This window comes from Paenibacillus sp. yr247 (assembly GCF_900103825.1).
In the GTDB taxonomy this organism is placed as follows: domain Bacteria; phylum Bacillota; class Bacilli; order Paenibacillales; family NBRC-103111; genus Paenibacillus_E.
The window spans coordinates 788,670-812,179 of record NZ_FNIF01000001.1 but is presented as its reverse complement, the minus strand read 5'-3'; the positions used below and the strand labels follow the sequence as shown (position 1 = coordinate 812,179).

General features: G+C 41.7%; 25 protein-coding genes. 2 read left to right on the top strand and 23 right to left on the bottom strand.

Features of this window, described 5'->3' with window-relative positions:
• Positions 1-6: 6 nt before the first annotated feature.
• Positions 7-1,017 carry a 2-oxoacid:acceptor oxidoreductase family protein gene (locus BLT91_RS03805; protein ID WP_090816739.1) on the bottom strand — a complete coding sequence of 337 codons (1,011 nt, stop codon included), beginning with the start codon at positions 1,015-1,017 and terminating at the stop codon, positions 7-9.
• A gap of 114 nt (positions 1,018-1,131) precedes the next feature.
• Positions 1,132-1,308 carry a hypothetical protein gene (locus BLT91_RS31230; RefSeq protein WP_175532068.1) on the bottom strand — a complete coding sequence of 59 codons (177 nt, stop codon included), beginning with the start codon at positions 1,306-1,308 and terminating at the stop codon, positions 1,132-1,134.
• A 262-nt stretch (positions 1,309-1,570) separates the two neighbouring features.
• Between BLT91_RS31230 and BLT91_RS03800 the strand changes: the two genes are divergently transcribed.
• Both BLT91_RS03800 and BLT91_RS03795 read left to right on the top strand, forming a co-directional pair.
• Positions 1,571-2,770 (top strand): sensor histidine kinase, encoded by a 1,200-nt coding sequence (locus BLT91_RS03800; RefSeq protein ID WP_175532067.1) that lies wholly within the window; start codon positions 1,571-1,573, stop codon positions 2,768-2,770.
• Between the two features lie 91 nt (positions 2,771-2,861).
• Positions 2,862-3,260: a hypothetical protein gene (locus BLT91_RS03795; protein WP_090816733.1), complete on the top strand. Its 399-nt coding sequence runs from the start codon at positions 2,862-2,864 to the stop codon at positions 3,258-3,260.
• Between the two features lie 86 nt (positions 3,261-3,346).
• Here BLT91_RS03795 and BLT91_RS03790 read toward each other — a convergent pair whose 3' ends face one another.
• From BLT91_RS03790 to BLT91_RS03690, 21 genes are all read right to left on the bottom strand, one after another.
• On the bottom strand, positions 3,347-3,829 hold the full coding sequence (locus BLT91_RS03790) for a low molecular weight protein-tyrosine-phosphatase (protein ID WP_090816730.1): 483 nt from the start codon (positions 3,827-3,829) through the stop codon (positions 3,347-3,349).
• The gene (locus tag BLT91_RS03785; protein WP_368086765.1) at positions 3,826-4,632 is read right to left on the bottom strand and encodes a phosphonate ABC transporter ATP-binding protein; all 807 of its coding nucleotides are present in this window, start codon (positions 4,630-4,632) and stop codon (positions 3,826-3,828) included. Before BLT91_RS03785 ends, BLT91_RS03790 begins: the two co-directional genes overlap by 4 nt.
• Positions 4,633-4,704: 72 nt before the next feature.
• Complete coding sequence (locus BLT91_RS03780; RefSeq protein ID WP_090817268.1) at positions 4,705-5,136, bottom strand: YlbF/YmcA family competence regulator; 432 nt, start codon at positions 5,134-5,136, stop codon at positions 4,705-4,707.
• A 68-nt stretch (positions 5,137-5,204) separates the two neighbouring features.
• Positions 5,205-6,686 (bottom strand): tRNA (N6-isopentenyl adenosine(37)-C2)-methylthiotransferase MiaB, encoded by a 1,482-nt coding sequence (miaB, locus tag BLT91_RS03775; RefSeq protein ID WP_090816724.1) that lies wholly within the window; start codon positions 6,684-6,686, stop codon positions 5,205-5,207.
• A gap of 104 nt (positions 6,687-6,790) precedes the next feature.
• Positions 6,791-7,369, bottom strand: coding sequence for a phosphate propanoyltransferase (gene pduL, locus BLT91_RS03770; protein WP_090816721.1), 579 nt, complete (start codon positions 7,367-7,369; stop codon positions 6,791-6,793).
• Between the two features lie 96 nt (positions 7,370-7,465).
• Positions 7,466-8,332, bottom strand: a complete 867-nt coding sequence (locus BLT91_RS03765; RefSeq protein WP_090816718.1) for a 2-oxoacid:ferredoxin oxidoreductase subunit beta — start codon at positions 8,330-8,332, stop codon at positions 7,466-7,468.
• Positions 8,320-10,068, bottom strand: coding sequence for a 2-oxoacid:acceptor oxidoreductase subunit alpha (locus BLT91_RS03760; RefSeq protein WP_090816715.1), 1,749 nt, complete (start codon positions 10,066-10,068; stop codon positions 8,320-8,322). The genes BLT91_RS03765 and BLT91_RS03760 overlap by 13 nt, the downstream gene beginning before the upstream one ends.
• Positions 10,069-10,273: 205 nt before the next feature.
• Positions 10,274-11,215 (bottom strand): dipeptidase, encoded by a 942-nt coding sequence (locus BLT91_RS03755; protein ID WP_090816713.1) that lies wholly within the window; start codon positions 11,213-11,215, stop codon positions 10,274-10,276.
• 122 nt (positions 11,216-11,337) lie between these two features.
• Positions 11,338-11,598 (bottom strand): stage V sporulation protein S, encoded by a 261-nt coding sequence (locus BLT91_RS03750; RefSeq protein WP_028558349.1) that lies wholly within the window; start codon positions 11,596-11,598, stop codon positions 11,338-11,340.
• 114 nt (positions 11,599-11,712) lie between these two features.
• The gene (locus tag BLT91_RS03745) at positions 11,713-12,507 is read right to left on the bottom strand and encodes a TIGR00282 family metallophosphoesterase (protein ID WP_090816710.1); all 795 of its coding nucleotides are present in this window, start codon (positions 12,505-12,507) and stop codon (positions 11,713-11,715) included.
• Positions 12,508-12,620: 113 nt separating this feature from the next.
• Positions 12,621-14,162, bottom strand: coding sequence for a ribonuclease Y (rny, locus tag BLT91_RS03740; protein WP_090816707.1), 1,542 nt, complete (start codon positions 14,160-14,162; stop codon positions 12,621-12,623).
• A 388-nt stretch (positions 14,163-14,550) separates the two neighbouring features.
• Positions 14,551-15,240: a regulatory protein RecX gene (locus BLT91_RS03735; RefSeq protein ID WP_090816704.1), complete on the bottom strand. Its 690-nt coding sequence runs from the start codon at positions 15,238-15,240 to the stop codon at positions 14,551-14,553.
• A 76-nt stretch (positions 15,241-15,316) separates the two neighbouring features.
• The gene (gene recA, locus BLT91_RS03730; RefSeq protein WP_090816701.1) at positions 15,317-16,360 is read right to left on the bottom strand and encodes a recombinase RecA; all 1,044 of its coding nucleotides are present in this window, start codon (positions 16,358-16,360) and stop codon (positions 15,317-15,319) included.
• A gap of 171 nt (positions 16,361-16,531) precedes the next feature.
• On the bottom strand, positions 16,532-17,782 hold the full coding sequence (locus tag BLT91_RS03725) for a competence/damage-inducible protein A (protein ID WP_090816697.1): 1,251 nt from the start codon (positions 17,780-17,782) through the stop codon (positions 16,532-16,534).
• A gap of 41 nt (positions 17,783-17,823) precedes the next feature.
• Positions 17,824-18,411, bottom strand: a complete 588-nt coding sequence (pgsA, locus tag BLT91_RS03720; protein WP_090816694.1) for a CDP-diacylglycerol--glycerol-3-phosphate 3-phosphatidyltransferase — start codon at positions 18,409-18,411, stop codon at positions 17,824-17,826.
• A complete protein-coding gene (gene rimO / locus BLT91_RS03715) occupies positions 18,408-19,736 on the bottom strand; it encodes a 30S ribosomal protein S12 methylthiotransferase RimO (RefSeq protein ID WP_090816692.1) in 1,329 nt (442 codons plus the stop codon). Before rimO ends, pgsA begins: the two co-directional genes overlap by 4 nt.
• A 128-nt stretch (positions 19,737-19,864) precedes the next feature.
• Complete coding sequence (locus tag BLT91_RS03710; RefSeq protein ID WP_090816689.1) at positions 19,865-20,356, bottom strand: YajQ family cyclic di-GMP-binding protein; 492 nt, start codon at positions 20,354-20,356, stop codon at positions 19,865-19,867.
• Between the two features lie 143 nt (positions 20,357-20,499).
• Positions 20,500-21,384: a helix-turn-helix domain-containing protein gene (locus tag BLT91_RS03705; protein ID WP_090816686.1), complete on the bottom strand. Its 885-nt coding sequence runs from the start codon at positions 21,382-21,384 to the stop codon at positions 20,500-20,502.
• A gap of 49 nt (positions 21,385-21,433) precedes the next feature.
• Positions 21,434-22,198, bottom strand: a complete 765-nt coding sequence (locus tag BLT91_RS03700; RefSeq protein WP_029195272.1) for a DUF3388 domain-containing protein — start codon at positions 22,196-22,198, stop codon at positions 21,434-21,436.
• A 105-nt stretch (positions 22,199-22,303) separates the two neighbouring features.
• Positions 22,304-23,155: a hypothetical protein gene (locus tag BLT91_RS03695; protein ID WP_090816683.1), complete on the bottom strand. Its 852-nt coding sequence runs from the start codon at positions 23,153-23,155 to the stop codon at positions 22,304-22,306.
• 93 nt (positions 23,156-23,248) lie between these two features.
• On the bottom strand, positions 23,249-23,500 hold the full coding sequence (locus BLT91_RS03690) for a DUF3243 domain-containing protein (protein WP_090816680.1): 252 nt from the start codon (positions 23,498-23,500) through the stop codon (positions 23,249-23,251).
• Positions 23,501-23,510: the final 10 nt, after the last annotated feature.

Sequence of the window (23,510 nt, the reverse complement as noted above, 5' to 3'; positions counted from 1 at the left end):
TACTCTCTAAGAGTTTATCGCTAGATTGAAACGATGCGGCATGCGATTTGCGTCTGCATAACCATCTTCTTCACGCTCATTAGAGAGCGCTTCGGTCGGACAAGCCTGTACACATTTAAGGCAACCTTTACAGTATTGATAGTCAATACCCTGCAAGAACATCTGCGGACGTCCCTTTTTGTCCGGGAGCTCATCCCATACGAAGCAAAAGTCCGGACATACATTATCGCAAGAAGCGCAGTGAATACATTTATCTTCATGGAAATGCGGCATCATCCCCGCACGCGAAATACTTAAATCTTTCAGAATGCTGTTCCCGGGGTTCGTAATGACCCCTCCAATGGATTGCGTTTCATACCCAAGCACTGGCGTATCAAAACGAACGAAATCGGGCATCGTTTCCCCTTCTGGAAGAGCATACGTTTGGAATTTAACTTCATTGTAACCACGGTCGAAAGTTCGTAGGGCTGGTGCAACGGCCAGTGGATATTTCTTTTCTAATGATTTACGAATAACGCCTCTCATTACATCGGGATCAAGGAAGTCGCACAACCGGAACAGCGCACCAAGCATCGCCATGTTCACACGGTTTTTCTCCTCTAACGAAATTCCGATAGCATCGATAACCGCAATGGTGCCGCCCCTCAACTTCATCTTTTCCTTAAGCTCATCTGGTGTTTTCGTTGAATTTACTAATACTGTACTATCCTCATAGATGCCGCTGATAACGTTTACAGTTTTAGAAAGCGATTCGTGAAACACTCCAACAACGTGGGGTCGTTCTACGGGTGATGTATCCCGAATTTTCGTATCCATGTCACAAAATCGAATATGTGCTTTCACTGCCGAACCTTTCTTTTCCGAACCGTAGGAAGAAAAGCTAACTCCGTTCAATCCAACCCCTACAACTCCCGCTTCCGCCAGCATCTTACCAGCTAGATTTGCGCCGAGCCCACCGATGGATTCCAGTCTAATCTCGAAAAAACCGAGATCGTTCAATTTAGGTAAAGTTACCATGCTAGGTCTCCTTTCAAAAATGAACCGCATAAAAAATGAATAGTATGAATAGTAAATCTACTTTCATTGTAACAAGAAATCTCTGGTAATCAACCTTTTTTTAGCTCGTTCCCTTCATAGCAAGTAATCGATAATAAGACCGCACTTTCCTAGATAGTAACTTTGCAGCCCCGTACTCTCCACCTCTGTAGGATGTTCCTTTTCGGTATCCATACAATCCTCACATACGTCCACATAATCTTCGTCAATCGGATTAAAGACAACACCGCAAACCTGTGAGCACGCCCTCATCCTCATCTCTCCTCGTATTCAAACCCTATGGAATTGTAAACGTTTGCAATCTCGTGTTTTCCTTATTATACAGCGGTTTATAGGAATAACACCATAAGTCTTTATCAAATCTTTAGCATTCAAATGCCCCATTTCCCTTGATTAGGTCTATATATGTGAGATAATGTAGAAATAAAAAAGATTCTGTCGTATAAACGGAAAGGATGGCATCGATTTGCTCCATTCAATCATTTCCTATGAACTGCATGGAACCTTCTACATCATGAGTGCTATATTGATCCAACTAGTTCTTAGCCCAATTTTCATTTACAAAGAACAACAACGTCAATTTCTGTTCGCTCTTATATTAATCGTTTTAATCGTTTTTTACTGGAAATATGAAGATATTGATCCTCTGATCTATTCCCTTCATTTGTTCCCTATTTGTTTGACAGCAGTCATTCTGTTTGCGAGATTTGTCCCTGCTTTTATGACTTGGATCTGTTTTAATATTGGTTGTATGTTCGTCCTTAATTATTATTGGCAGCCCGCTTTAATTAGCAGTGCTGTTCTATTACTAGGCGGATACTTTCTCAGAAATGCTGCAAACCTGCATAACCTCAAGATCAAATTAGCTTTTGCATCGGGCATGCTAATCGTGTACGAAGTATTGTATGCTTTGCTCGCTCCATACATACGATCTCATATTTCTTTGTATGTTATATACACCACCCTGTTTTCTTTTATCTCTCTATGGTTGATCACTTATTTGCTATTTTATGTGAAAAGACATGAGGTTCATAAACAGCGTCTCGTTGCTTTGGAAAAAGATCGTATGCTCGGCCAATTAGCCGCCACGATTTCTCATGAAGTACGTAATCCCCTAACAACAACACGAGGCTTCCTTCAGCTGTTAGAACAGAAAGACCTTTCCATTCACGATCATAAGCGTTACGTCGAGCTTGCTTTATCGGGTGTGGATCAGGCGAACACGATTATCAACGATTACTTGAACTATGCTAAGCCGTCAACTGGCTTACACGAACAATTAGATATCAAAGAAGAATTAGAGGCCATGCAGCGCTTCGTTACACCATTTGCCACAGATCATCAGGTTGTTATCGATATTTCTCATGAAAATGAAGACCCGCTTTACATCCTTGGAGAATCCAAAAAACTGCGCCAATGCTTGATGAATCTCGTCAAAAATGCGATAGAGTCCATGCCTAATGGCGGTAAAATTTCATTAAGAACCTGCAAGCTGCCTAACGCCGTCCAAATCTCCATTACCGATACAGGTGTTGGGATGAGCAAAACACAATTAAATTCATTGGGTAGGCCCTTCTATACGACCAAAGAACAAGGAACTGGACTTGGTCTCGTCGTTGTCATGAGTATTATCAAAATGATGAATGGGAAGATCTCCTTCTCCAGTAACTTAAACCAAGGCACACAATGCTCCATCCTTTTTCACCAAAAGTAAACACCCAGTACCCTCCATTAACATGACTGATGATCTGTGTTATTCTGATAAAACAAACAATCATTATGACAAGTGAAGGAGGCGCTTTGCTATGAATTCGGACTTCATTTCGATTAAATCGCTTGAGGGCGACTTGAAGATGTCGCATAAAAAGAAGGATTACGGTCTCACTATCTCAACGAAAGAGCTAATTCTTCATAAACCGCACGTTAATTATTATTTTAAGTTGGAAAATATATTTAGTATTGTTCCTTATGACAATAAGGCTCTTAAAGCCATCAGTTTTGTTAACTTTCGTTTGGGTAATCAAGAATCTACCCATTTATCTCCTGGATCTGAGCAATTCCGAATTTATGTCCAAGCAGCTACGGTCCATAATCGCAGCGGGGTATTCGAATTAGGGCCAACCGACGTCATCATTCCTATCCATCCGAGTATGCTCAAAGCTATATCTGAATGTATGCAGCGTACGGGAATAACCATATTTTAAAGCTTGCCTCACAACAAAAAAGCAGCGGTGAGAAGAAGAATTTTTGTTCTTTCTCACCATTGCTTTTTTTATTTCATAAGATCATCTTACAAATTTCCCTTCTCGATGATATAGGCGAGTAAACGTTCACAACTCTCTTCTACCATCTCATATACCTCTTGAAAGTTCCCCGTATAATAAGGGTCTGGCACATCTTTATTCGTACGACTCGGTGCAAAATCCAACAATTTATGAATGGAAGCACGCTTCTCACCATCTATAGGGGCTGGCTCAAATGATGCCAAATTACGAACATTACTTTCATCCATAGCAATGATATAGGTATAATGGACAAAATCAGTTGGTCTTACTTGTCTGGCTTTCAAGCCTTTGTGTTCGATATGGTACAGTTCCAAAATATCTCTTGTTCCTTGATGTGGAGGGTGACCAATGTGCCAATCACCGGTTCCAGCTGAATCGATCGCGATCATTGCTTCATACCCCGCCTGTTTCACCTGATGACGGAACACGGCTTCCGCCATGGGAGACCGACATATATTCCCTAAACAAACGAATAAGACTTGGATCATACTTCACCAAAAACGAGCTTTTTTTCGCGCATAGTGAGCGACCTTGCAGGGATATCCAACACAATTCTACCTTCAGATAGTCCCCAGATACGTGTAGCGAATCTCTCCGCCAGCTCAACTTGATGCAGTGAAGCGATTACGCTCATATTCCGATCTTTGCATAGTGACTTCAAATCCTGAATGATGTATTCCGTCGATTTCGGATCAAGACCAGATACTGGCTCATCAGCAACGAGCACCTTAGGTCCAAGAATCAAAGCTTTGGCAATGGCTACACGCTGCTGCTCACCGCCGCTTAGCTGACCAACCTTCTTGTCTCCCTTATCAAGCAGACCCACTTTTTCCAAATAGTCCATGCTATCCACATGCTCGTCTCTTGAGGTCATACCGGTCAAAATACGTAAAGGCGCTTGATAGACTCTACCCATCATGACATTTTTGACAGCGCTTTTATTTCGATTCAGAGCAGGCTTCTCTTCAAGGAATGCGAAATCTTTGCCTAATTTGAATCGCTCAAATGGTCCTGGTTTCGAGATATCAATTGAGTTGTAGATCAGTTGACCACTTGTCCATTTCTCTTGATGACTAATACAGCGCAGTAACGTTGTTTTCCCACTCCCGCTGCTCCCAATAACCGCAATAAACTCGCCTTCATCCACTTGAAAGCTGATTTGTGAAAGTACCTGATTGTCTGGAGGATATACTTTACTTAAATTACGAACGGTAAGCATGACAATGTCTCCTTCGAGTAGGCATATTCTTCCGTCTCTCCGATTGAAAGACTTATTACCTAATTTGTTCATTTGGAAAAAATCGCCGCTCGTATCAAGCATCTGCCTGAGTAGAGGGCGATTTTTATCCCACAGAATGTCATCTTAATCACAAGCTGTCGGAGCTTCTGCTGTACCTGCTTCTACATTAATTTTTTCCGAAATCGTATCACGGATGACCGACATAACAAGCTGCAATAAATAGTTGATGTCATCTTGTGTTTGCTTAAATTCACTCACAATCGGGATACCATCTAATTCATCCTGAAGCACTTCAATCTCGTTCTCAATTTTTTCAATCATTTTAGCATTTTGGAATGTCTCGAAAGCAACAATTTCCTTCTGTTTCTTCTTAATGGAACTAATTAGTACTTGGATATCGGGATTAGTTGCGATTTGTTTCTCCGCTTTTTGGTAGAACTGCACTTCATTCGAAGTCGTTAACAAATCAGCCAATTCTTTGGCTTTGGATAATATATCTTCGCGAACGATCATTTCCGTATTTGTAAATTCCTCTACTTTAAAAGCATGAGGCATATTATCGTTATGTTCATGATCACAATGGGACACTTTCATACACGCTCCTATCTATTTGGCTTACCAATTTACATGGATAATTTCATGGGTTTTTGTACAATCTCACCCTTCAAAATCCATGTTTGCGCATGCGTCACTTCTACTTCAACCATACGACCAATTAACTCTTTTGAACCGGTGAAGTGAATCAGTTTATTCGTACGTGTGCGTCCGGCTAGAACATCAGCGTTATTCTTGCTTTCGCCTTCTACCAGCACTTCTACGGTTTGACCTAACAATTTATCGTTACTCGCTTTACTGTGAGCATTCACAAGTTCATTCAAGCGATATAGACGTTGTTTCTTGACTTCCATCGGAACATTATCTTCCATATCGGCAGCAGGCGTACCCTCTCGCGGCGAATAAATAAATGTAAACGCGAAATCGAATCCTACTTTCTCATAAAGAGACATGGTTTCATCAAATTGCTCGTCAGTTTCACCTGGGAAACCTACAATGATATCCGTTGTCAAAACAACATCTGGAAGCATTTCTTTAATTTTACGGGCCAGCTCTAAATAATGATCTCGAGAATACTTTCTGCTCATTCTTTTGAGTACCTCGGTATTACCCGACTGAACTGGCAGATGGATATGTTCTACAAGATTACCGCGTTTACCTAACACCTCAATCAAACGATCATCAAAATCTCGAGGATGCGAGGTCGTGAAGCGAATACGCGGAACATCGATTTTTCGAATATCATCCATCAAATCAGCGAAGGAATACGTAATATCTTCAAAATCTTTGCCATAGGCATTGACATTCTGTCCAAGCAGCGTAATTTCCTGGAACCCTTGACGAGCCAAGTCTCTAACTTCAGCTAGCACGTCTTGTGGTCTGCGACTTCTCTCTTTACCACGTGTATACGGAACGATACAGTACGTACAGAACTTATCGCATCCGAACATGATGTTTACCCAAGCACGGATACCTTCCCGTTTCTTCGGTAAATTTTCAACTATGTCGCCTTCCTTAGACCATACCTCAACAACCATTTCCTTGTTATAATAAGCATCCTTCAATAATGTCGGCAGTCGATGAATATTGTGTGTTCCGAAAATCAAATCAACAAAAGCATGTTTTTGCATAATTCGATTAACGACAGCTTCCTCTTGCGACATACAACCACAAACACCAAGAACGAGGCCTGGTTTCTGTGCCTTCAGTGCCTTCAAATGTCCGAGCTCGCCGAACACTTTGTCTTCGGCATTCTCCCTGATCGCACAAGTGTTTAGCAGAATAACATCTGCTTGGTTCTTGTCCTCTGTCGTTTGATAGCCCATATGCTCGAGTAAGCCCTTCATTACTTCTGTATCGTGCTCATTCATCTGGCATCCGTAAGTGCGAATCAAATAATATTTATCTTTGCCGAACTCCTGCATGTCCTCAGGAATGGTGAAGTCATAATGAACGGCGATCTCTTCTTTTCCGCGCTTCTTAGCATCTGTCAGTGAAGGAGGCTGAAAATATTGGGAATAATCCTTGTCGGATTTCACTTGGTTAGCCACTTTCGTTCCTCCTAAGAGTTTTGCTTTAGTAAAACTCTTTCATTATATCATCACATGTCTATTTAGTACAAAAGGAAATTGGCATATGTGTGAAATATCATGGCTTATAGGAACTCATCTATCAGTTCTGCGAGATCCCCGGTTTTCACGCCAGCAGCATTTCCCTCATCCGTGTCAATGTGCATATCTAATGCGTATTGAACTGAAACTCGAGCAACAACCTCCTCAAAAATCAACGGTCGCTCTCCATGTACTTTGACCTTTAGCAACTGCTTATCTTGAATACCCCACTTATCTGCGTCTGAAGTATGAAAGTGAATATGTCTAGCCGCGACAATAACACCTTTTTCTAGATCTACTTCACCCTCTGGACCTATAACAAGCAGGCCTGGCGTCTCGTCTATGTATCCGGATTCACGTACAGGCGGATTTATTCCCAAGGAAAAAGCATCCGTACGCGATATTTCAATTTGTGTGTTTGAGCGTGATGGCCCAAGAATTCGTACTTTCTCGAACTTTCCTTTGGGTCCTACAATCGTGACAGTTTCTTGGGCAGCAAATTGCCCTGGTTGTGAAAGATCTTTAAAATGCGTCAATTCAAATCCCTGACCGAATAAAATCTCAATATGAGCTGGTGATAAATGTATATGTCTAGCTGAAACCCCTACTGGGACTGTTTTCATAGGTATCCATCCTTTAACTTTGTTTAATGTCAGTATTGCCGCTCAGCAAAAAGGGCATACGGAGTTTCTCCATATGCCCTCTGCGAGGTGTCCCTATTATATGAATTCAGTCAGCATTTTGTTGAAATCTGCTTCTGAAATCTGAAGATCTTGTTTCGAAAGCCCATCTTTTGCAAAGCTTGGAATGGAGTCTTCGTAACTCTTTTTATCTTTGTTTTGATAGATAATACCAGTCAGCATGGAGTTCGTTTCCATGATTTTTGTCATAGCCATCACGCGGTTCGTATAATCATAATCAGGAATTTCATCCAGATCCACGATGTTCTCTTTAAACCAATCATACGTATTCACTTTATTAAAAGTTACACAAGGGCTAAATACGTTAATCAGGGAGAAACCTTTATGGTTCAAACCAGCTTCAATAACAGCTGTTAACTGTTTCAGGTTACTCGAGAATGATTGTGCTACGAAAGTCGCACCTGCAGCCATTGCTACTTCTAAAGGAGAGATAGCAGACTCAATTGTACCTTGTGGGGTACTTTTCGTTTTGAAGCCTTCCGCACTACGTGGAGAAGCTTGACCTTTCGTCAAACCGTAGATTTGGTTATCCATAACGATGTACGTTACGTCAATGTTACGACGAATCGCATGTACAGTATGTCCCATACCGATTGCGAATCCATCACCGTCACCACCGGATGCGATAACCGTCAAGTCGCGGTTAGCCATTTTCACACCTTGTGCGATTGGCAATGATCTGCCGTGAATACCATGGAAACCATAGGCATTGATGTAACCAGAAATACGACCGGAACATCCGATACCGGATACGATTGCTAGACCTTCAGGCTCTAAACCAACATTAGCTGCTGCACGCTGAATTGCCGCTTGTACGGAGAAATCTCCGCAACCTGGACACCAGTTTGGCTTTACATTGTTACGAAAGTCTTTTAATGTTGCCATGCTAAAGTCAACTCCTTACATTTTTGTTCGATTTCTGCTGGCAAGAATGGATTGCCGTTGTATTTAAGCATATTTTTAATTTTATCTGCATGACCAACATGCAATTTAATTTGATCTGCTAATTGTCCAGTTGCATTGTTTTCAACTACGATAACGGTTTTCGCTTTTTCAACGAGTGGTTTCAGCTGCTCAGTCGGGAACGGATGAATAAGACGCACTGTAGCGTGATTTGTCGTAATTCCTTCCTTCTCAACACGAGATCTCGCTTCATCGATTGTTCCGCCTGTGGAGCCCATACCGATAATCAAAATGTCTGGATTCTCATGTGGAGCATCGAATTTAACTGCATTCGTTACTTGAATGTGTTTGAGCTTCTCAAGACGCTTATCCATCATCCGTTGACGATTTTCAGTACTCTCCGAAGGACGACCGGACTGGTCATGCTCAACACCAGTAACATGATGAATTCCATTCTTCACACCTGGGAGGACACGCGGTGAAACACCGTTTTCTGTGAACTCGTAACGTTTGAACAATTGGTTATCTGTTTGCTCAGGAGCTTCTGTAACCAGAGCTCCGCGGTCAATGACGATACGGTTGTAATCCAGCACCTCAGCGGATTGTTTACCAAGGGAGAGCTGCAAATCCGTCATCAAAATGACTGGAACTTGATATTTCTCAGCAAGGTTGAACGCTTCGATCGTGTCATAGAAGCACTCTTCAATCGTGCTAGGGGACAGAACGATTTTAGGGATTTCACCATGTGTTCCGTATACCATTGCGTTCAAGTCAGATTGCTCTTGTTTCGTTGGAAGACCCGTACTTGGACCACCACGTTGAGTATCTACGATAACAACTGGTGTTTCTGTCATACCAGCCAGACCAATGGCTTCCATCATCAAGGAAAGACCAGGACCTGCGGAAGCCGTCAGTGCACGAGCACCAGCGTAGTTAGCGCCGATTGCCATAGTACAAGCAGCGATTTCATCTTCTGTTTGGATAACTGTTCCACCGAATTTAGGAAGTGCTTTGATCAGGTATTCCATAATTTCGGAAGCTGGTGTAATTGGATATGCCGGCATGAAGCGGCAACCTGCTGCTACAGCTCCAAGAGCGATCGCATCATTACCGATCATGAACAATTTTTGTTTACCATCAGCTGGCTCTAATTGGAAGTCAGAGATAGGTCCGCCGGCCAATTCCAGAACGGATTCTGCGCCTTTACGAACTGCCTCAATATTCTTCTCAACAACTGCTGCGCCTTTACGGCCAAATTCTTCTTCTACAGCTTTATTAAACACGTCAAGCGGCAAACCGAGCAGTGCCCAAGAAGCGCCTGATGCGGCCATGTTCTTAAATAGGGATGTTCCTAGTTCTTCTGCAATAGCAGTAATTGGAACTGGAAACAGACGTGCTTTAATTCCTTCTGGTAAAACAGGGTTAAATTTGGCATCTGCAACGATAACACCGTTGTCACGAAGCTCGTGAGCGTTGAAATCAATACTTTCTTGGTCAAAAGCAACCAGAATGTCCAAATCGTCTGAGATTGCGCGAATCGGTTTGGTGCTGATGCGAATCTTGTTATTTGTATGCCCCCCCTTAATCCGTGAAGAGAAATGACGGTACCCATACAAATAGTAACCGAGACGGTTCAATGCAGTAGAGAAAATGCGGTCTGTACTTTCGACCCCTTCACCCTGCTGACCTCCGATTTTCCAAGATAACTGACTAATCACCGTACGTCCACTCCTTTTGATTGTAGCTGCATGAAGACATTGAGAAGCTAATGTGTAGTAATTTAAAATAAGGCTATAAAAAAAATCTTTCACTTGTCAACCAAATTCTATGCCTTTATGGATCAAATTGCAAGGGGTTCAAACAAATCTAAAACATAGAGTTTTTAGATTGAATTCATATCAATATTAGATTGATTATCAGTTTTCATTTCGGCAGATTAGCGAGCATGAAATTGCGCCAATTTCCAAACAAATATGCTTCTACTTGCGATTCCTTATAGTTTTTACATAAAGCCTCAATTATATTTTCGTATTGTCCGACATGTCTTAACCCTTTGATCCATTGTTCAATCCCGTCAAAATCCGATCCAAAGCCAATTTGTTGCTCCCCCCCCAATGCACAAACATGATCAATATGCTTCAGCAGCGCAGAAATCGGAACAGCCAAATTAGTGCTATCTACAAAGTAAGGAACAAACGTAATCCCCATCATTCCTTGACATTTAATGATAGCTTTAATTTGATCATCTGATAAATTTCTTGGATGAGGACATACTTTTTGTGCGTTCGAATGGGATGCAATGAAGGATTTATTATACACTTCAACCATTTCCCAAAATGCCGTTACTGATAAGTGTGATACATCAACTATTATACCCATAGTTTCTAATTCTTTTAACATCAACTTGCCTTTTCGTGTAAATCCACTTTTCCGTGGCTCCATGACTCCATCTGCAGCCCAATTTGCATAGTTCCAGGTTAAACCTATACTCCTCACACCAAGGTGGTAAAGAATTCTTAAATGTGTCATATTCCCTGCTAAAGCATCTACGCCTTCAAGAGTCAGAATAGCTCCAATCTGTTCACCAGCTTCTACCGCTCGCCAATCTTCTGCGCTTTGAATAAATCGCATTCCGGGATGGCGAACTATTTTTCTATGAAACAAATCGACCATTTGTAAGATGTGATCAAAAGTAGGCTGGTGAATGGTATCAGATAAGTAGATAGCGAAACACTGAACCTTAACTCCTGCTTTCTTAAGTCTTGGATAACTAACGTCCAGTTCCTGTTCTTCTTTGCCGAAATCAAGCTTGGGGTTCACATACAGTTTCGTAAGCGCGTCACAATGGCCATCCATTATCTTCATAAGCCAGCCTCCTCTACCATTGTCCAAAAAAACAAAAACCTCTAATCAGAGGTTTCTCAAGAAAATTGTAAAAAACCTGTCTACAAAGTAAACAGGCATCGCATTATGTATGGTACCGTTTATTACCGTGGCTCTACAATCAGTTTAATGGCCGTCCGATCTTCCCCGTCAATCACGATATCTGTGAAGGCTGGTACACAGATTAGGTCAACTCCACTGGGCGCCACAAATCCTCTTGCGATAGCTACTGCTTTGATGGCTTGGTTTAAGGCGCCTGCACCTATTGCTTGGAGCTCAGCCGCTCCACGCTCACGCAAAACACCTGCCAATGCACCTGCTACGGAGTTTGGATTGGATTTTGCTGAAACTTTTAATACATCCATGAATAGTACCTCCTCGGGAATGATGGATAGATTCCATTAACCATCATATTCTCGAGGTTTAACAATCATGCCATTTAGCTAAAGTTGAATATTCGAAATTTTCAGAATTAAATGCTAATCCATGAAAACCTGATCTTCGTCGTAACGAATAAGGTTAATTCCTTTAGCCAAACCAGTTTGATCGTTTAATTCAATGACAACCGCATGGAAATGCCATTTTCCTTCATCTGTCACGAATCGAACGGGGAGCTGCGTTTTGAACTTCTGAAGCACGGCATTTCGTTCCACACCAAGAATACCATCGCGCGGTCCTACCATCCCGACATCGGTTACATAAGCCGTTCCTTGCGGCAAAACACGGTTATCATTTGTTTGTACATGGGTATGTGTGCCAACAACGGCAGATACCTTTCCGTCTAAATGCCAGCCCATTGCAATTTTCTCCGAGGTTGCTTCAGCATGGAAATCAACGAATACAAATTTATGTTTTCTCTTATCTGCTTCAAGAATTTCGTCTACTTTACGAAATGGACAATCAATTGGCGGTAAAAATGTGCGTCCTTGTAAATTAATAATTAGTAGCTCTTGATCCTTGACCTTTATAACCGTATGTCCTCTACCCGGTGTCCCAGGTGGAAAGTTAGCCGGTCGAACCATCTTTTCGTCACGATCAATAAAATCAAAAATTTCTTTCTGATCCCACGTATGATTCCCCATTGTTAGGGCCTGAATGCCCATCTCATAGATTTCTTTAGCAATGGCTGCAGTAATTCCTTTCCCTGCTGCAGCATTCTCTCCGTTAGCAATAAAGACAGCGTGAGGATGTGCTTGTTTTAATCTAGGCATAATATTCTTTAATGCTTTTCTTCCAACTGATCCAACAATATCTCCAATAAATACAATTTTCATAACAATATTATAGCTCCTTTATTAACCTTTGGATGCTTAGGCGATCAGTGGCGGAATCAACGACCACCTGAAAATAAGGAAAAGTGGCTTTATCAGCCACTTTTCACATTCTCTTATTTAGCGTATTCAACAGCTCTTGTTTCACGAATGACCGTAACCTTAATATGTCCTGGATAATCGAGTTCACCCTCGATTTTTTTGGTAATATCACGGGCTAGACGGAACGCTTCGGTATCATCCACTTTCTCAGGTTGAACCATAACGCGTACTTCGCGACCTGCTTGAATGGCGTATGATTTCTCAACACCCTCAAATGATTCCGAAATTTCTTCAAGCTTCTCCAGACGTTTTATATACGTTTCGAGCGTCTCTCTGCGTGCTCCAGGTCTAGCCGCGGATAATGCATCTGCAGCTCCTACCAACATCGCAATAACAGAGGTTGCTTCCACATCGCCATGATGTGAAGCTATACTATTAATAACGACTGGATGCTCCTTGTACTTCTTACCAATCTCAACACCGATTTCCACGTGAGATCCTTCAACCTCGTGGTCAAGCGCCTTACCGATGTCATGAAGCAGCCCGGCACGTTTCGCCAAAGTTACGTCTACCCCGAGCTCCCCGGCCATCAGACCAGCCAGATAAGCTACTTCCATGGAATGTTTCAACACGTTTTGGCCGTAACTTGTTCTGAATTTCAGGCGCCCCAAAATCTTGATCAAGTCAGGATGCAATCCGTGAACTCCAACCTCAAACGTTGCTTGCTCCCCATATTCGCGGATACGTTCATCCACTTCTTTACGGGATTTCTCGACCATCTCTTCGATGCGTGCTGGGTGAATACGTCCATCCGCAACAAGCTTCTCTAGAGCTGTACGAGCAATTTCGCGTCGTATTGGATCAAATCCTGATAAAATAACTGCTTCTGGCGTATCATCAATTATGAGGTCAATCCCCGTCAGTGTTTCCAATGCGCGAATATTACGTCCTTCACGACCGATGATGCGGCCTTTCATTTCTTCATTTGGCAATGAGACAACAGAAACGGTTGTTTCAGCAACATGATCTGCTGCACAACGTTGAATGGCAAGTGTGATGATCTCACGTGCTTTCTTATCGCCTTCTTCTTTAGCTTGGTGCTCGATTTCTTTAATAAGTTGTGCGGTTTCGTGACGAACTTCCTGCTCAACATTTGTAAGAATGATGCTCTTCGCTTCTTCCATAGTAAGACCAGAAATTCGCTCTAACTCCGAAACTTGGCTTTTATAAAGCTGATCAATTTGTGTTTGTGTATCCTCGATCCGCTTCTCTTTGTTGGCAACTTGCTCTTCTTTACGCTCGAGAGATTCTAATTTTTTATCCAGCGATTCCTCTTTTTGTAACAATCGTCTTTCTTGTCGTTGAATTTCATTTCGACGTTCACGAATGTCTTTTTCAGCTTCGGACCTCAGTTTATGCACTTCGTCCTTTGCTTCCAGAACCGTTTCTTTTTTCAGTGCTTCTGCTTCCTTTTTGGCAGATTCTCTAATCTGCTCAGCGGCTGTTTCAGCACTGGAAATTTTCGCTTCTGCAAGAGATTTACGGATAAAATAACCAATCCCTAAGCATGCAGCTCCAACAATGAGAATGATCGCGATCCAGATGAAAGTCATCATCTTGTTCACCTCCTCGTTGGTTTCTCCAAGGTGTTAGCCTGGGATTCCGTTCGGTTTTTTAATCCGATTTTTAATTGTTTGACTAGTCATACATACCCTAAGTAGAAAAAGAGTATGGCTTTTAAATGAATGCGCACAGTGCGTTAGAGGCACTATAGTGCTAATAATCCATAATCAACAGAGTAAAAATTGGCGGTTTCTACATCTGTCCTCTCAAAATCAAAGAAATAAGTATGATTTTGAATACATTATGAAAATATACACTGTTATTTTATCTTTTGTCAAAGAAGCTTGTCAAGCGATAGTCCAAGAGAAGATCGTTATTGTATTTTAAAAGCTCGCCAAATACTTAATGTCATTAATCAATTAAACAATATAGTTAATGACATTAATAATCGAATGAATCATCAGAGATTTCAAATTCCTCTTCACTTGATTCACTGCTTAATTGCCCCAGAACCTTGCTAACGACCACCCCTGTATACCCTCTCCGCATTAGAAAAGCTGCCGTCTTTCTTTTACGTTCAAACGTTTTGCCTGATGTTTGCTTCCATTTCGTTTGAGCTAACTTCATTGCCCCAGTATACTCATCTTCGGGATTGATTGTCTCCATCGCATTTTTTACCAATTCTTTATCGATACCTTTTTGTTGGAGTTCTTGGCGTACAAGATTACGACCTTTGCGCTGAGAAATGATACGATTGTCCGTCCACATCTTGGCAAATTCTTCATCATTGAGATACTTTTGCTGGGCTAACCTTTCGCAAACCCATTCAATAATAGGAAGTTCATAGCCTTGTTCTTTGAGCTTACGTTTTAGTTCACTAGTAGAATGAGTTCGGCGGCCAATGATTCGTACAGCCTTTATATAAGCACTATTCTGTTCTTCATCTAGCGTAATACTTTCTATTTCTTGAGGATTCACGTACTCCCCTTTGATTAAGCGATGCTTAATTAAAATGTCTTCATGAACAGAGAATGCGTACTCTTCATTGAGAAATATATTATAACGATGCTTCCCGCGTTTCTGTTTCTCTACCAGAGTGATGATAGACATCTCTTGCTTTTCATTATTCAAATCTCACCAGCTCCTCAATAACAAAAGCACCTTAACTCAAGGTTTAAGGTGCTCTCATATATGAATTATTTAAACCTTATTCGAAAGCTGTTTCTAATTCATCGTCATCTTCGTCAACGTTAAGTCCGACTGCTTTAATTAAATTGCTGTTCTCACGAATTCTTAATTCAATCGTTTCTGAAATCGCTTTGTTATCTTTCAAAAACTGCTTCGCATTCTCACGACCTTGACCTAGTCGCTCACCTTCATACGAATACCAAGCCCCGCTTTTATTAACGATATCCATCTCTGTACCGATATCAATAATACTGCCTTCGCGTGAAATTCCTTCGCCGTACATGATATCCACTTCCGCTTGTTTGAACGGAGGAGCTACTTTATTCTTAACGACTTTAATTCTCGTACGGTTACCAACCATATCATTACCTTGTTTGATTGTCTCCACACGACGAACATCTAGTCGAACGGATGAGTAGAACTTAAGCGCACGGCCACCAGGAGTTGTCTCTGGGTTTCCGAACATTACGCCGACTTTCTCACGTAATTGGTTAATGAAAATCGCAATAACTTTGGACTTGTTGATTGCACCAGACAGCTTACGAAGTGCTTGCGACATTAAACGAGCTTGCAGACCTACGTGGGAATCCCCCATCTCGCCTTCAATCTCTGCTTTAGGCACTAATGCAGCTACAGAGTCGATAACAATTATATCTACAGCACCGCTTCGCACGAGCGCTTCTGCGATCTCTAATGCTTGCTCACCTGTATCAGGCTGGGAAAGTAACAGCTCATCGATATTAATGCCGAGCTTGCTTGCATAAGAAGGATCCAATGCGTGCTCCGCATCGATAAAAGCAGCTTGCCCACCAATCTTTTGTACTTCTGCGATAGCATGTAAAGCTACCGTTGTTTTACCGGAAGACTCAGGTCCGTATACTTCAATTATTCTTCCACGGGGAAACCCGCCTATGCCTAGCGCAATATCAAGTGCAAGCGCTCCCGTTGAAATGGTTTCAACTTGCATATGTGTAGATTCTCCAAGCTTCATGATGGAGCCTTTTCCGAACTGTTTCTCAATTTGACGCAATGCATTATCTAGTGCGGCGCGACGATCTGACAAAACAACCACTTCCTTCTATCATTATAGGTATATGATAACTTGTTTTAGGGTGTTTGCCAAGTATTTTTTCGAACATACATTCGACTTTTTAGCGAGCAAACAAAAAACCGCAACAAAGTTATCGCTTTGCTACGGTTCTTCCGTTAACACTTACTCTATTATAAGCGAACTCTAGCTATCTTTCAACCGTTTCCATAAATGATAGAGAGCACTTTTGGCTGCTCTGTGTTTGATCGACTCCCGATTTCCGGAAAGCTGTAAAGTAATAACTTTTGTTGCCATATTCTTTTGAGCAAAACCTATATAAACAAGTCCTACCGGCTTGCCCTCAGACGAGCTTGGACCGGCTACGCCCGTGACCGAAATGCCAAAGTCACTTCCGGTCGTAGTTATCAAGTTTTCGGCTAAAAGAGTCGCTGTCTCGCTGCTAACAGCACCTGGGGAGCCCTCACCTTCCAGCACTTCCATAGGAACACCAAGAAGCTTATGCTTCAGTGCATTAGAATAACAGATGATACCCCCTAGAAATGACTTAGAACTCCCCGGTATGGCGGTAATCATGTCACTTAACAAGCCGCCCGTACAACTTTCAGCCACAGTAAGTGTCAGCTGTTTCTCTCCGAGCAACTGAAGCATAATCGTTTCGATTGGAACGTCTTGATCCGCATAGATATGCTCTCCTAATCGATTTCTAATCTCTTGTTCAGTCGTAAGTAGTTTCCGTTCTCCTTCTGCGATTGTGTGTGCACGAGTCGTTAAGCGAATCGTCACTTCACCTTCTTTGGCATAAGGAGCTATTGTTGGGTCTGTTTGAGCTTGAATAAGATCAAGTAATTGATGCTCTAAATTAGATTCACCTATACCAGCAAATTTAAGCATTTTGGAATAAAGCGGGATTTCATCAGCCATCACAGCACACAGCCAAGGAACCGCATATTGGGAGAACATTGGCTTCATTTCTTTAGGAGGACCTGGCAGAAGAATGAAATGAGTCCCTTCAAATGTAAATGCAACACCAACAGCAAGACCTGTTTCGTTATGTAGAGGATCACTTCCTTCAATCATCAGTGCCTGGCGTCTGTTGCTTTCCACCATATGGATCCCGCGTGTTTGGAACATTTCCGTAATAGCATTCATGGAAGTCTCATGTAAAATCAACTCACGGCCTACAAACGCAGCAAGCACGTCCTTCGTCAAATCATCTTGTGTAGGTCCAAGTCCCCCAGTACAAATGACAACGTCAGCCCTTGAAGCAGCTAATTTGAAGGTGTCTAGCAATCTTTGTTCATTATCACCAACAACAGTTTGGAAATAGATGTCTATACCAAGCGCAGCGCATTCCCTCGAAAGAAATTGAGCATTCGTATTTACAATTTGGCCAAGTAAGAGTTCAGTTCCAATAGCGACAATTTCAGCTTTCATTCCGAGTCTCCTCCTTAAATAGAAAAAACCAATAGGTTGCCCTATTGTGTCTTTTCTGAAAAATCTATGACATGCTTATTCTTTACAAAATACTCTACACCCGAGTACACAGTAATAATTGCTGCTATCCAACTAGCTATTACATCAAAGGGGAAATGCAGAAACGTAAAAGGAAAATTATTGATAAGTAACGCAATGATGGCTGTAATCTGAGCTGCCGTCTTCGCCTTTCCCCATTTGCTAGCCGCCATCACTGTACCTTCTAATAGAGCAATTTGGCGAAGTCCTGTGACTGCCCACTCCCTACTGATGATAACTATGACAATCCAAGCATCTACTTTATTCATTTCAACTAAAGAAACGAGCACAGCAGTAACAAGCAGCTTATCCGCTAATGGATCAAGCAGCTTGCCCAAGTTGGTTACAAGATTTCGTTTTCTGGCAATATAACCATCTAAACTGTCTGTACTCGCAGCAATAATGAAAATTAAAGCAGCAATAATTTGATTGTACGTAATGCTAAATTCCTCGATCCGTATATGAGGAAATTTCACCTTAATCAATAGAAAAAACATGATGATAGGTACTAATAAAATCCTCGCCACGGTGATGCGGTTGGCTAGGTTCATGCAATTACCTCCCCAGATAAGTCAAACTCATAAGAGTGGGTAATGCGAACTTTCGCAAGTTCACCAATATTCAACTTCGCATTCGAAACGAATACTTCTCCATCAATTTCGGGAGCATCAAATTGTGAACGACCAATATATACATCACTTCTGCCATCATATCTCTCGATAAGTACGTCAATTTCCTGCCCAATCCGACGACCGCCACGTAAGTTCGAAATTTCACGTTGAATTTCCATAATCGCATTTGCGCGGTATTCTTTTACATCATCAGGAACTTGATCCGGCAGACGCGCTGCTGGTGTATCATCTTCCTTGGAGTAAGCAAAAACACCAAGACGATCAAATTGGATGTCGCGAACAAATTGCTTCAAGTTTTCGAAGTCTTGTTCGGTTTCACCTGGAAAACCAACAATGAGTGATGTGCGCAGGGCAACATCCGGAATTGATTCGCGAATTTTACGAACCAGTTCACGTGTATCCTTCTGACGACCAGGTCTACGCATCCGCTTAAGGATGGAATCTTCGCTGTGCTGAAGAGGCATATCGATGTACTTACATACCTTAGGATTCGATGCCATGACAGCTATCAATTCATCACTAAAGAAACCAGGGTATGCATAGTGAAGTCGTACCCACTCAATGCCTTCCACTTCGCTTACTTTATTCAGCAATGTAGGCAGCATAAAGCTATCGTAAAGATCCGTTCCATAATTCGTAGAATCTTGAGCGATTAGACTAATTTCTTTTACACCTTGTGAAGCAAGGTTAGCGACTTCTGCAACTATGGATTCCATACTTCTACTCTTGAAGCTGCCTCGCATAATAGGAATACTGCAGAAAGTACAGGCATTATCACAACCTTCTGCAATTTTCACGTAAGCTGTATACCGAGGTGTAGTCATAAGTCTAGGCAGATCCGCATCATAATTAAATACCGGATTCCCTACTAGGACCGGTCTCTTTCCTCGAAGCGCCTCATCAACAATATGATTGATTTTATCGAAATCTCCGGTACCCACGATTCCATCAATCTCAGGCATTTCGTCCATCAACTGCTTCTTATAGCGTTGTGTTAGACAACCTGAGACGATGAGCGCCTTGAGATTCGCTGTTTGTTTCAATTCAGCCATATCCAAGATTGTATTCACGGATTCTTCTTTTGCTGCATCAATGAACCCGCAAGTGTTCACGATAATGACTGTGGCATCTTCCTTGTTCTCAACAAGTTGAAAGCCACGACCATGTATTAATCCTGCCATAATCTCGGAATCGACCAAATTCTTTTCGCAACCGAGAGTAACTACTTTAACCTTTTCTGTCATGAAAGAAACAACCTCCAATAGTCCTAAAAAACACTCCTTACCAGTATAATACAAGCCCTATAGGGTGTCAAAATGTAAAAACCCCCTATATATAGGGGGCTTCTCTCAAAAGAACATCGTATGTATGCCTATTTTAAGTTTACAAATTGTAAATCAAGAGGGATATCCGCCTTACGCAGCAAAGCAATAACTGCTTGTAAATCATCTCGGCTCTTTCCGGTTACCCGAATTTGATCCCCTTGAATTTGTGTCTTAACCTTGAGTTTGGAATCACGAATTAAAATGTTGATTTTTTTCGAATTCTCTTGATCTACGCCTTGTTTCATGCTAATTTTCTGTCTTACAGTTGAACCTGAAGCCGGTTCTACCTTACTGTAGTCGAGATTCTTGATCGAAATACCGCGCTTCGTCATTTTGGCGTGCATAATATCAAGGACATTCTGTAGCTTAAACTCATCATCCGAAGTCACAACCAGCTGGTCCTTATCCAATTTGATGCTGCTTTTGCTACCTTTAAAATCAAAGCGGGTAAGTATCTCTTTTTCCGCCTGCTGAATGGCGTTGTTTAGTTCCTGCATATCCACCTTGGATACAATATCAAACGAGCATTCTGAACTCATCTTAGACAAAACATCCTTTCCATCAAATTACAATAGCATTATAGCAAGAAGCCGTGAAAAAAGAAACATCCCACAGCCCCTCGGCCTAAGGATGTCTTATCAATTCATTCATTGCCCGGGAAAGCGCAGAAACCGTCAAAATGCTAGTTTTTTTGCAAATTGAGCTGTACCCGCTTAGGGTTTGGTGTATCACCAACAGGAACTACCGTACCATTCACGGTAAGCTCTAATGCGCTGGCTGCTCCTACATTTAAATAGGCAGAACTGGTTAAATCGAAGGCATCGGTATCACCTGTTTTGTAAAGTTTTTGTCTGAGCATATCTTTGCCGCCGTCTTCTGTAAGAGCATCGACACGAATCCAACAAGGACCTGTTATTTTCATCTGAATATTCAGATTGGAAGTACCGGTTATCGTGTAGTTATCTACACCTTTCTCGTTACTGCTAAACTTAACTTGAACCGCAGCTGGCGTTGGCGTAGGTGCTGGCGTCGGAGTCGGGGTCGAAAGAGGCGACACATTACCTTCACTGGATGCATTCGTTGTTGTACTCGGATTAGTGCCAGTAGCTGGACTCGTAGAATCTGTTATTCTCGGAGATTGGGTTTGAGCTGGCTTTTTATCCGCTGGCGTTCCCTTATAGTTCTTATATGTGTAATAATACACAATTCCGAAAATGAGCAGGATGAAACAGACAAACATCACACTAGAAGCCCAACGGCTCAATTTTTCCGTATTGCGGACGCTTGTTCTGTTTTTGCGAATCGTTTCTACAACCGGCTTCTCTGCAGCTGGGGAGGGATTTGTCGTTTGGTACATATTCAGAACTTCAGATGGATCAAGTCCAACCGCTTCTGCGTAGCTTTTAATGAAAGCTCGTACGTAGAAGCTTCCAGGCAGTACCTTGTAGTTCCCTTCCTCAATCGCTTCTAGGTAGCGTTTACGAATTTTCGTAACCTCTTGAAGATCATCAAGCGATATCTTTTTTTCCAGACGTGTTTTACGTAATATATTTCCTAGATCAGACATATGGTCACCTCCCCGCGGGATTCTTCATTATATAATGACGGTTCATATATTAAAAAGGTTCGGACGTATAAGTAAATGAATCGTAATTGATTTCTTCATCTGGGCTGTTACGAAGCTCAATAATATAATCAAAGTGATTATATGTGTATTCAGACTCTCGAATAAATATATCCGGATGCTCTATAACCTTGGTAGAAGGCATTCCCATAATATCCTGCAGAAGGCTGTAATGCTTCTCATTTGAACGTATGGTGGAGACGATTCCATCAATAATATATACATTATTGGGTGTCATTTCATCTTCAGACAGCTGACTGCGCACGGTTTGTCTGAGTAATGTCGAGGAGACGAATGTCCAACGCTTATTCGCGCATACACTACCTGCAATAATTGACTCGGTTTTACCAACACGGGGCATGCCACGAAGACCAACAACCTGGTTTCCTTCTCGTTTGAAAATTTCCCCAAGGAAATCAACTAGTAAACCCAACTCATCACGAGTAAAACGGAATGTTTTACGATCATCGGAGTCGCGCTCAATATAACGACCATGACGAACAGCCAAAATATCAACCAGTTTGGGTGGTCGTAGTGCGGTAATAGTAATATTATCTACTTTTCTTAACATTTTACCCATTAAGTCAATTTTTTCTTCATCATTTGTTTGAAGCAGCATACCTCGTGTACGATCTTCTACCCCGTTAATAGTCACGATATTAATATCCAGCATCCCCATTAAGGAAGCAATATCTCCTAATAAACCAGGACGGTTTTTGTGAATCTTGTACTCCATGTACCACTCTTTAACGTCCAATCTTTCCACCTCATCGCAATATCTGTGACGAACAAATGTCACCTATAAATCAATTTCTACAAATTTCGCCAATATCCTTCTTCAATCTCACAAAAACAAACAATATTATTTGACTTTTAGTTCTGTCAACTCTTTTTCATTGTAATTGAAACCGCCTTTTTTCCATGAATGATTCGTCATTGCTTCAAGACGATTGTCAAGAATTTGCGCCCAGTTAAGCTCAGCAGATAAAGCGCTTGAAATATCTATAACAGATACGCCAATCGACTTCGCTTTCTTCAATTGTGCCTCATTGACCGGCGAATAAAAAATGATCCAGCTAGCCAGATGCTGCTTCGTCTGGAACGATAACTGCTGAAACCACTGGTCATTATTATCGAGTAAAATAATATGATCCGCTTCCTCGGAAGGTGCCCATGCAGAAGGAATCGGACGATCACTTCGAGTCACCCATTCCACGGTAACATTTTGGGCTAAAAGATCTTGGATCCACTTATTTTTCAAGCTCTCAACCTGATTAGAATCGATATGGAGGAATGAAGCTTGATCAATCACAGTGCTTGCGCTCCCATTCATGTCTAGCTGACTTTGTAATAAGGTCCATTTCCCCATTGTGAGTCCTTGCCCAATCAATCCATTAGCAGAAGAAAACAGCTCATTCCCGATGACATATATGTAATCATACGTGTTTGCTTTCAATTTAGTGATGACACTATCATCCAATGTATTCAAATCTTTGATCCAGTCATAGGCGATAAAATTTGCACCTCTCCACTTCTGAAGTGCATTCCCTATCGACTGCTTGGCTGGCTCAGATAAGCTAGCGCTTGATAACATTAGTACAGACAATTTCTTATCCATCAAGTCCTGCTTAATCGAAGGAATCCCTCGGTTTCCACAACCTGTTACAATAAAAGATAAGAGCAATAAAATAAATACAAAACGTTTAATAGCCATGAAGTTTAGATTCCTTTCTTCCTTTTAAAGCGTGCAAAAGCCTCCGAAAGAGGAGGCTTTCACATAGTACCTTATTGAATTGTAAAACGGTTATTAACCTTTGTCTACTAATTTTACCATGAGGCGGGCAAGTGTACGTTTATCTTGTTCATCCCCTGCATCCCACAGCTCTTTAAGCACTCGCTCTTGCTCATTTTCCGGATCGACTTTATTTGCTAGAAATTCACCGATTTGAAAAGCGAGTTTAGAGATCGTTTCTTCACTCATCCCTGCATGTCCAGCCTGACTCACACGTTCAGCCAGAAACTCTTTCCACTTATCAAATACTTTAAGTACAGTAGCCATTGTAAGAAGC

Excerpts from the sequence above, each read along its gene's own strand:
- BLT91_RS03805 (WP_090816739.1), bottom strand. The coding sequence starts at position 1,017 with ATGGTAACTTTACCTAAATTGAACGATCTCGGTTTTTTCGAGATTAGA.
- BLT91_RS31230 (WP_175532068.1), bottom strand. The coding sequence starts at position 1,308 with ATGAGGGCGTGCTCACAGGTTTGCGGTGTTGTCTTTAATCCGATTGAC.
- BLT91_RS03800 (WP_175532067.1), top strand. The coding sequence starts at position 1,571 with ATGAGTGCTATATTGATCCAACTAGTTCTTAGCCCAATTTTCATTTAC.
- BLT91_RS03795 (WP_090816733.1), top strand. The coding sequence starts at position 2,862 with ATGAATTCGGACTTCATTTCGATTAAATCGCTTGAGGGCGACTTGAAG.
- BLT91_RS03790 (WP_090816730.1), bottom strand. The coding sequence starts at position 3,829 with ATGATCCAAGTCTTATTCGTTTGTTTAGGGAATATATGTCGGTCTCCC.
- BLT91_RS03785 (WP_368086765.1), bottom strand. The coding sequence starts at position 4,632 with ATGAACAAATTAGGTAATAAGTCTTTCAATCGGAGAGACGGAAGAATA.
- BLT91_RS03780 (WP_090817268.1), bottom strand. The coding sequence starts at position 5,136 with ATGCCTCATGCTTTTAAAGTAGAGGAATTTACAAATACGGAAATGATC.
- pduL (WP_090816721.1), bottom strand. The coding sequence starts at position 7,369 with ATGAAAACAGTCCCAGTAGGGGTTTCAGCTAGACATATACATTTATCA.
- BLT91_RS03765 (WP_090816718.1), bottom strand. The coding sequence starts at position 8,332 with ATGGCAACATTAAAAGACTTTCGTAACAATGTAAAGCCAAACTGGTGT.
- BLT91_RS03755 (WP_090816713.1), bottom strand. The coding sequence starts at position 11,215 with ATGAAGATAATGGATGGCCATTGTGACGCGCTTACGAAACTGTATGTG.
- BLT91_RS03750 (WP_028558349.1), bottom strand. The coding sequence starts at position 11,598 with ATGGATGTATTAAAAGTTTCAGCAAAATCCAATCCAAACTCCGTAGCA.
- BLT91_RS03745 (WP_090816710.1), bottom strand. The coding sequence starts at position 12,507 with ATGAAAATTGTATTTATTGGAGATATTGTTGGATCAGTTGGAAGAAAA.
- rny (WP_090816707.1), bottom strand. The coding sequence starts at position 14,162 with ATGATGACTTTCATCTGGATCGCGATCATTCTCATTGTTGGAGCTGCA.
- BLT91_RS03725 (WP_090816697.1), bottom strand. The coding sequence starts at position 17,782 with ATGAAAGCTGAAATTGTCGCTATTGGAACTGAACTCTTACTTGGCCAA.
- pgsA (WP_090816694.1), bottom strand. The coding sequence starts at position 18,411 with ATGAACCTAGCCAACCGCATCACCGTGGCGAGGATTTTATTAGTACCT.
- rimO (WP_090816692.1), bottom strand. The coding sequence starts at position 19,736 with ATGACAGAAAAGGTTAAAGTAGTTACTCTCGGTTGCGAAAAGAATTTG.
- BLT91_RS03710 (WP_090816689.1), bottom strand. The coding sequence starts at position 20,356 with ATGAGTTCAGAATGCTCGTTTGATATTGTATCCAAGGTGGATATGCAG.
- BLT91_RS03705 (WP_090816686.1), bottom strand. The coding sequence starts at position 21,384 with ATGTCTGATCTAGGAAATATATTACGTAAAACACGTCTGGAAAAAAAG.
- BLT91_RS03695 (WP_090816683.1), bottom strand. The coding sequence starts at position 23,155 with ATGGCTATTAAACGTTTTGTATTTATTTTATTGCTCTTATCTTTTATT.
- BLT91_RS03690 (WP_090816680.1), bottom strand. The coding sequence starts at position 23,500 with ATGGCTACTGTACTTAAAGTATTTGATAAGTGGAAAGAGTTTCTGGCT.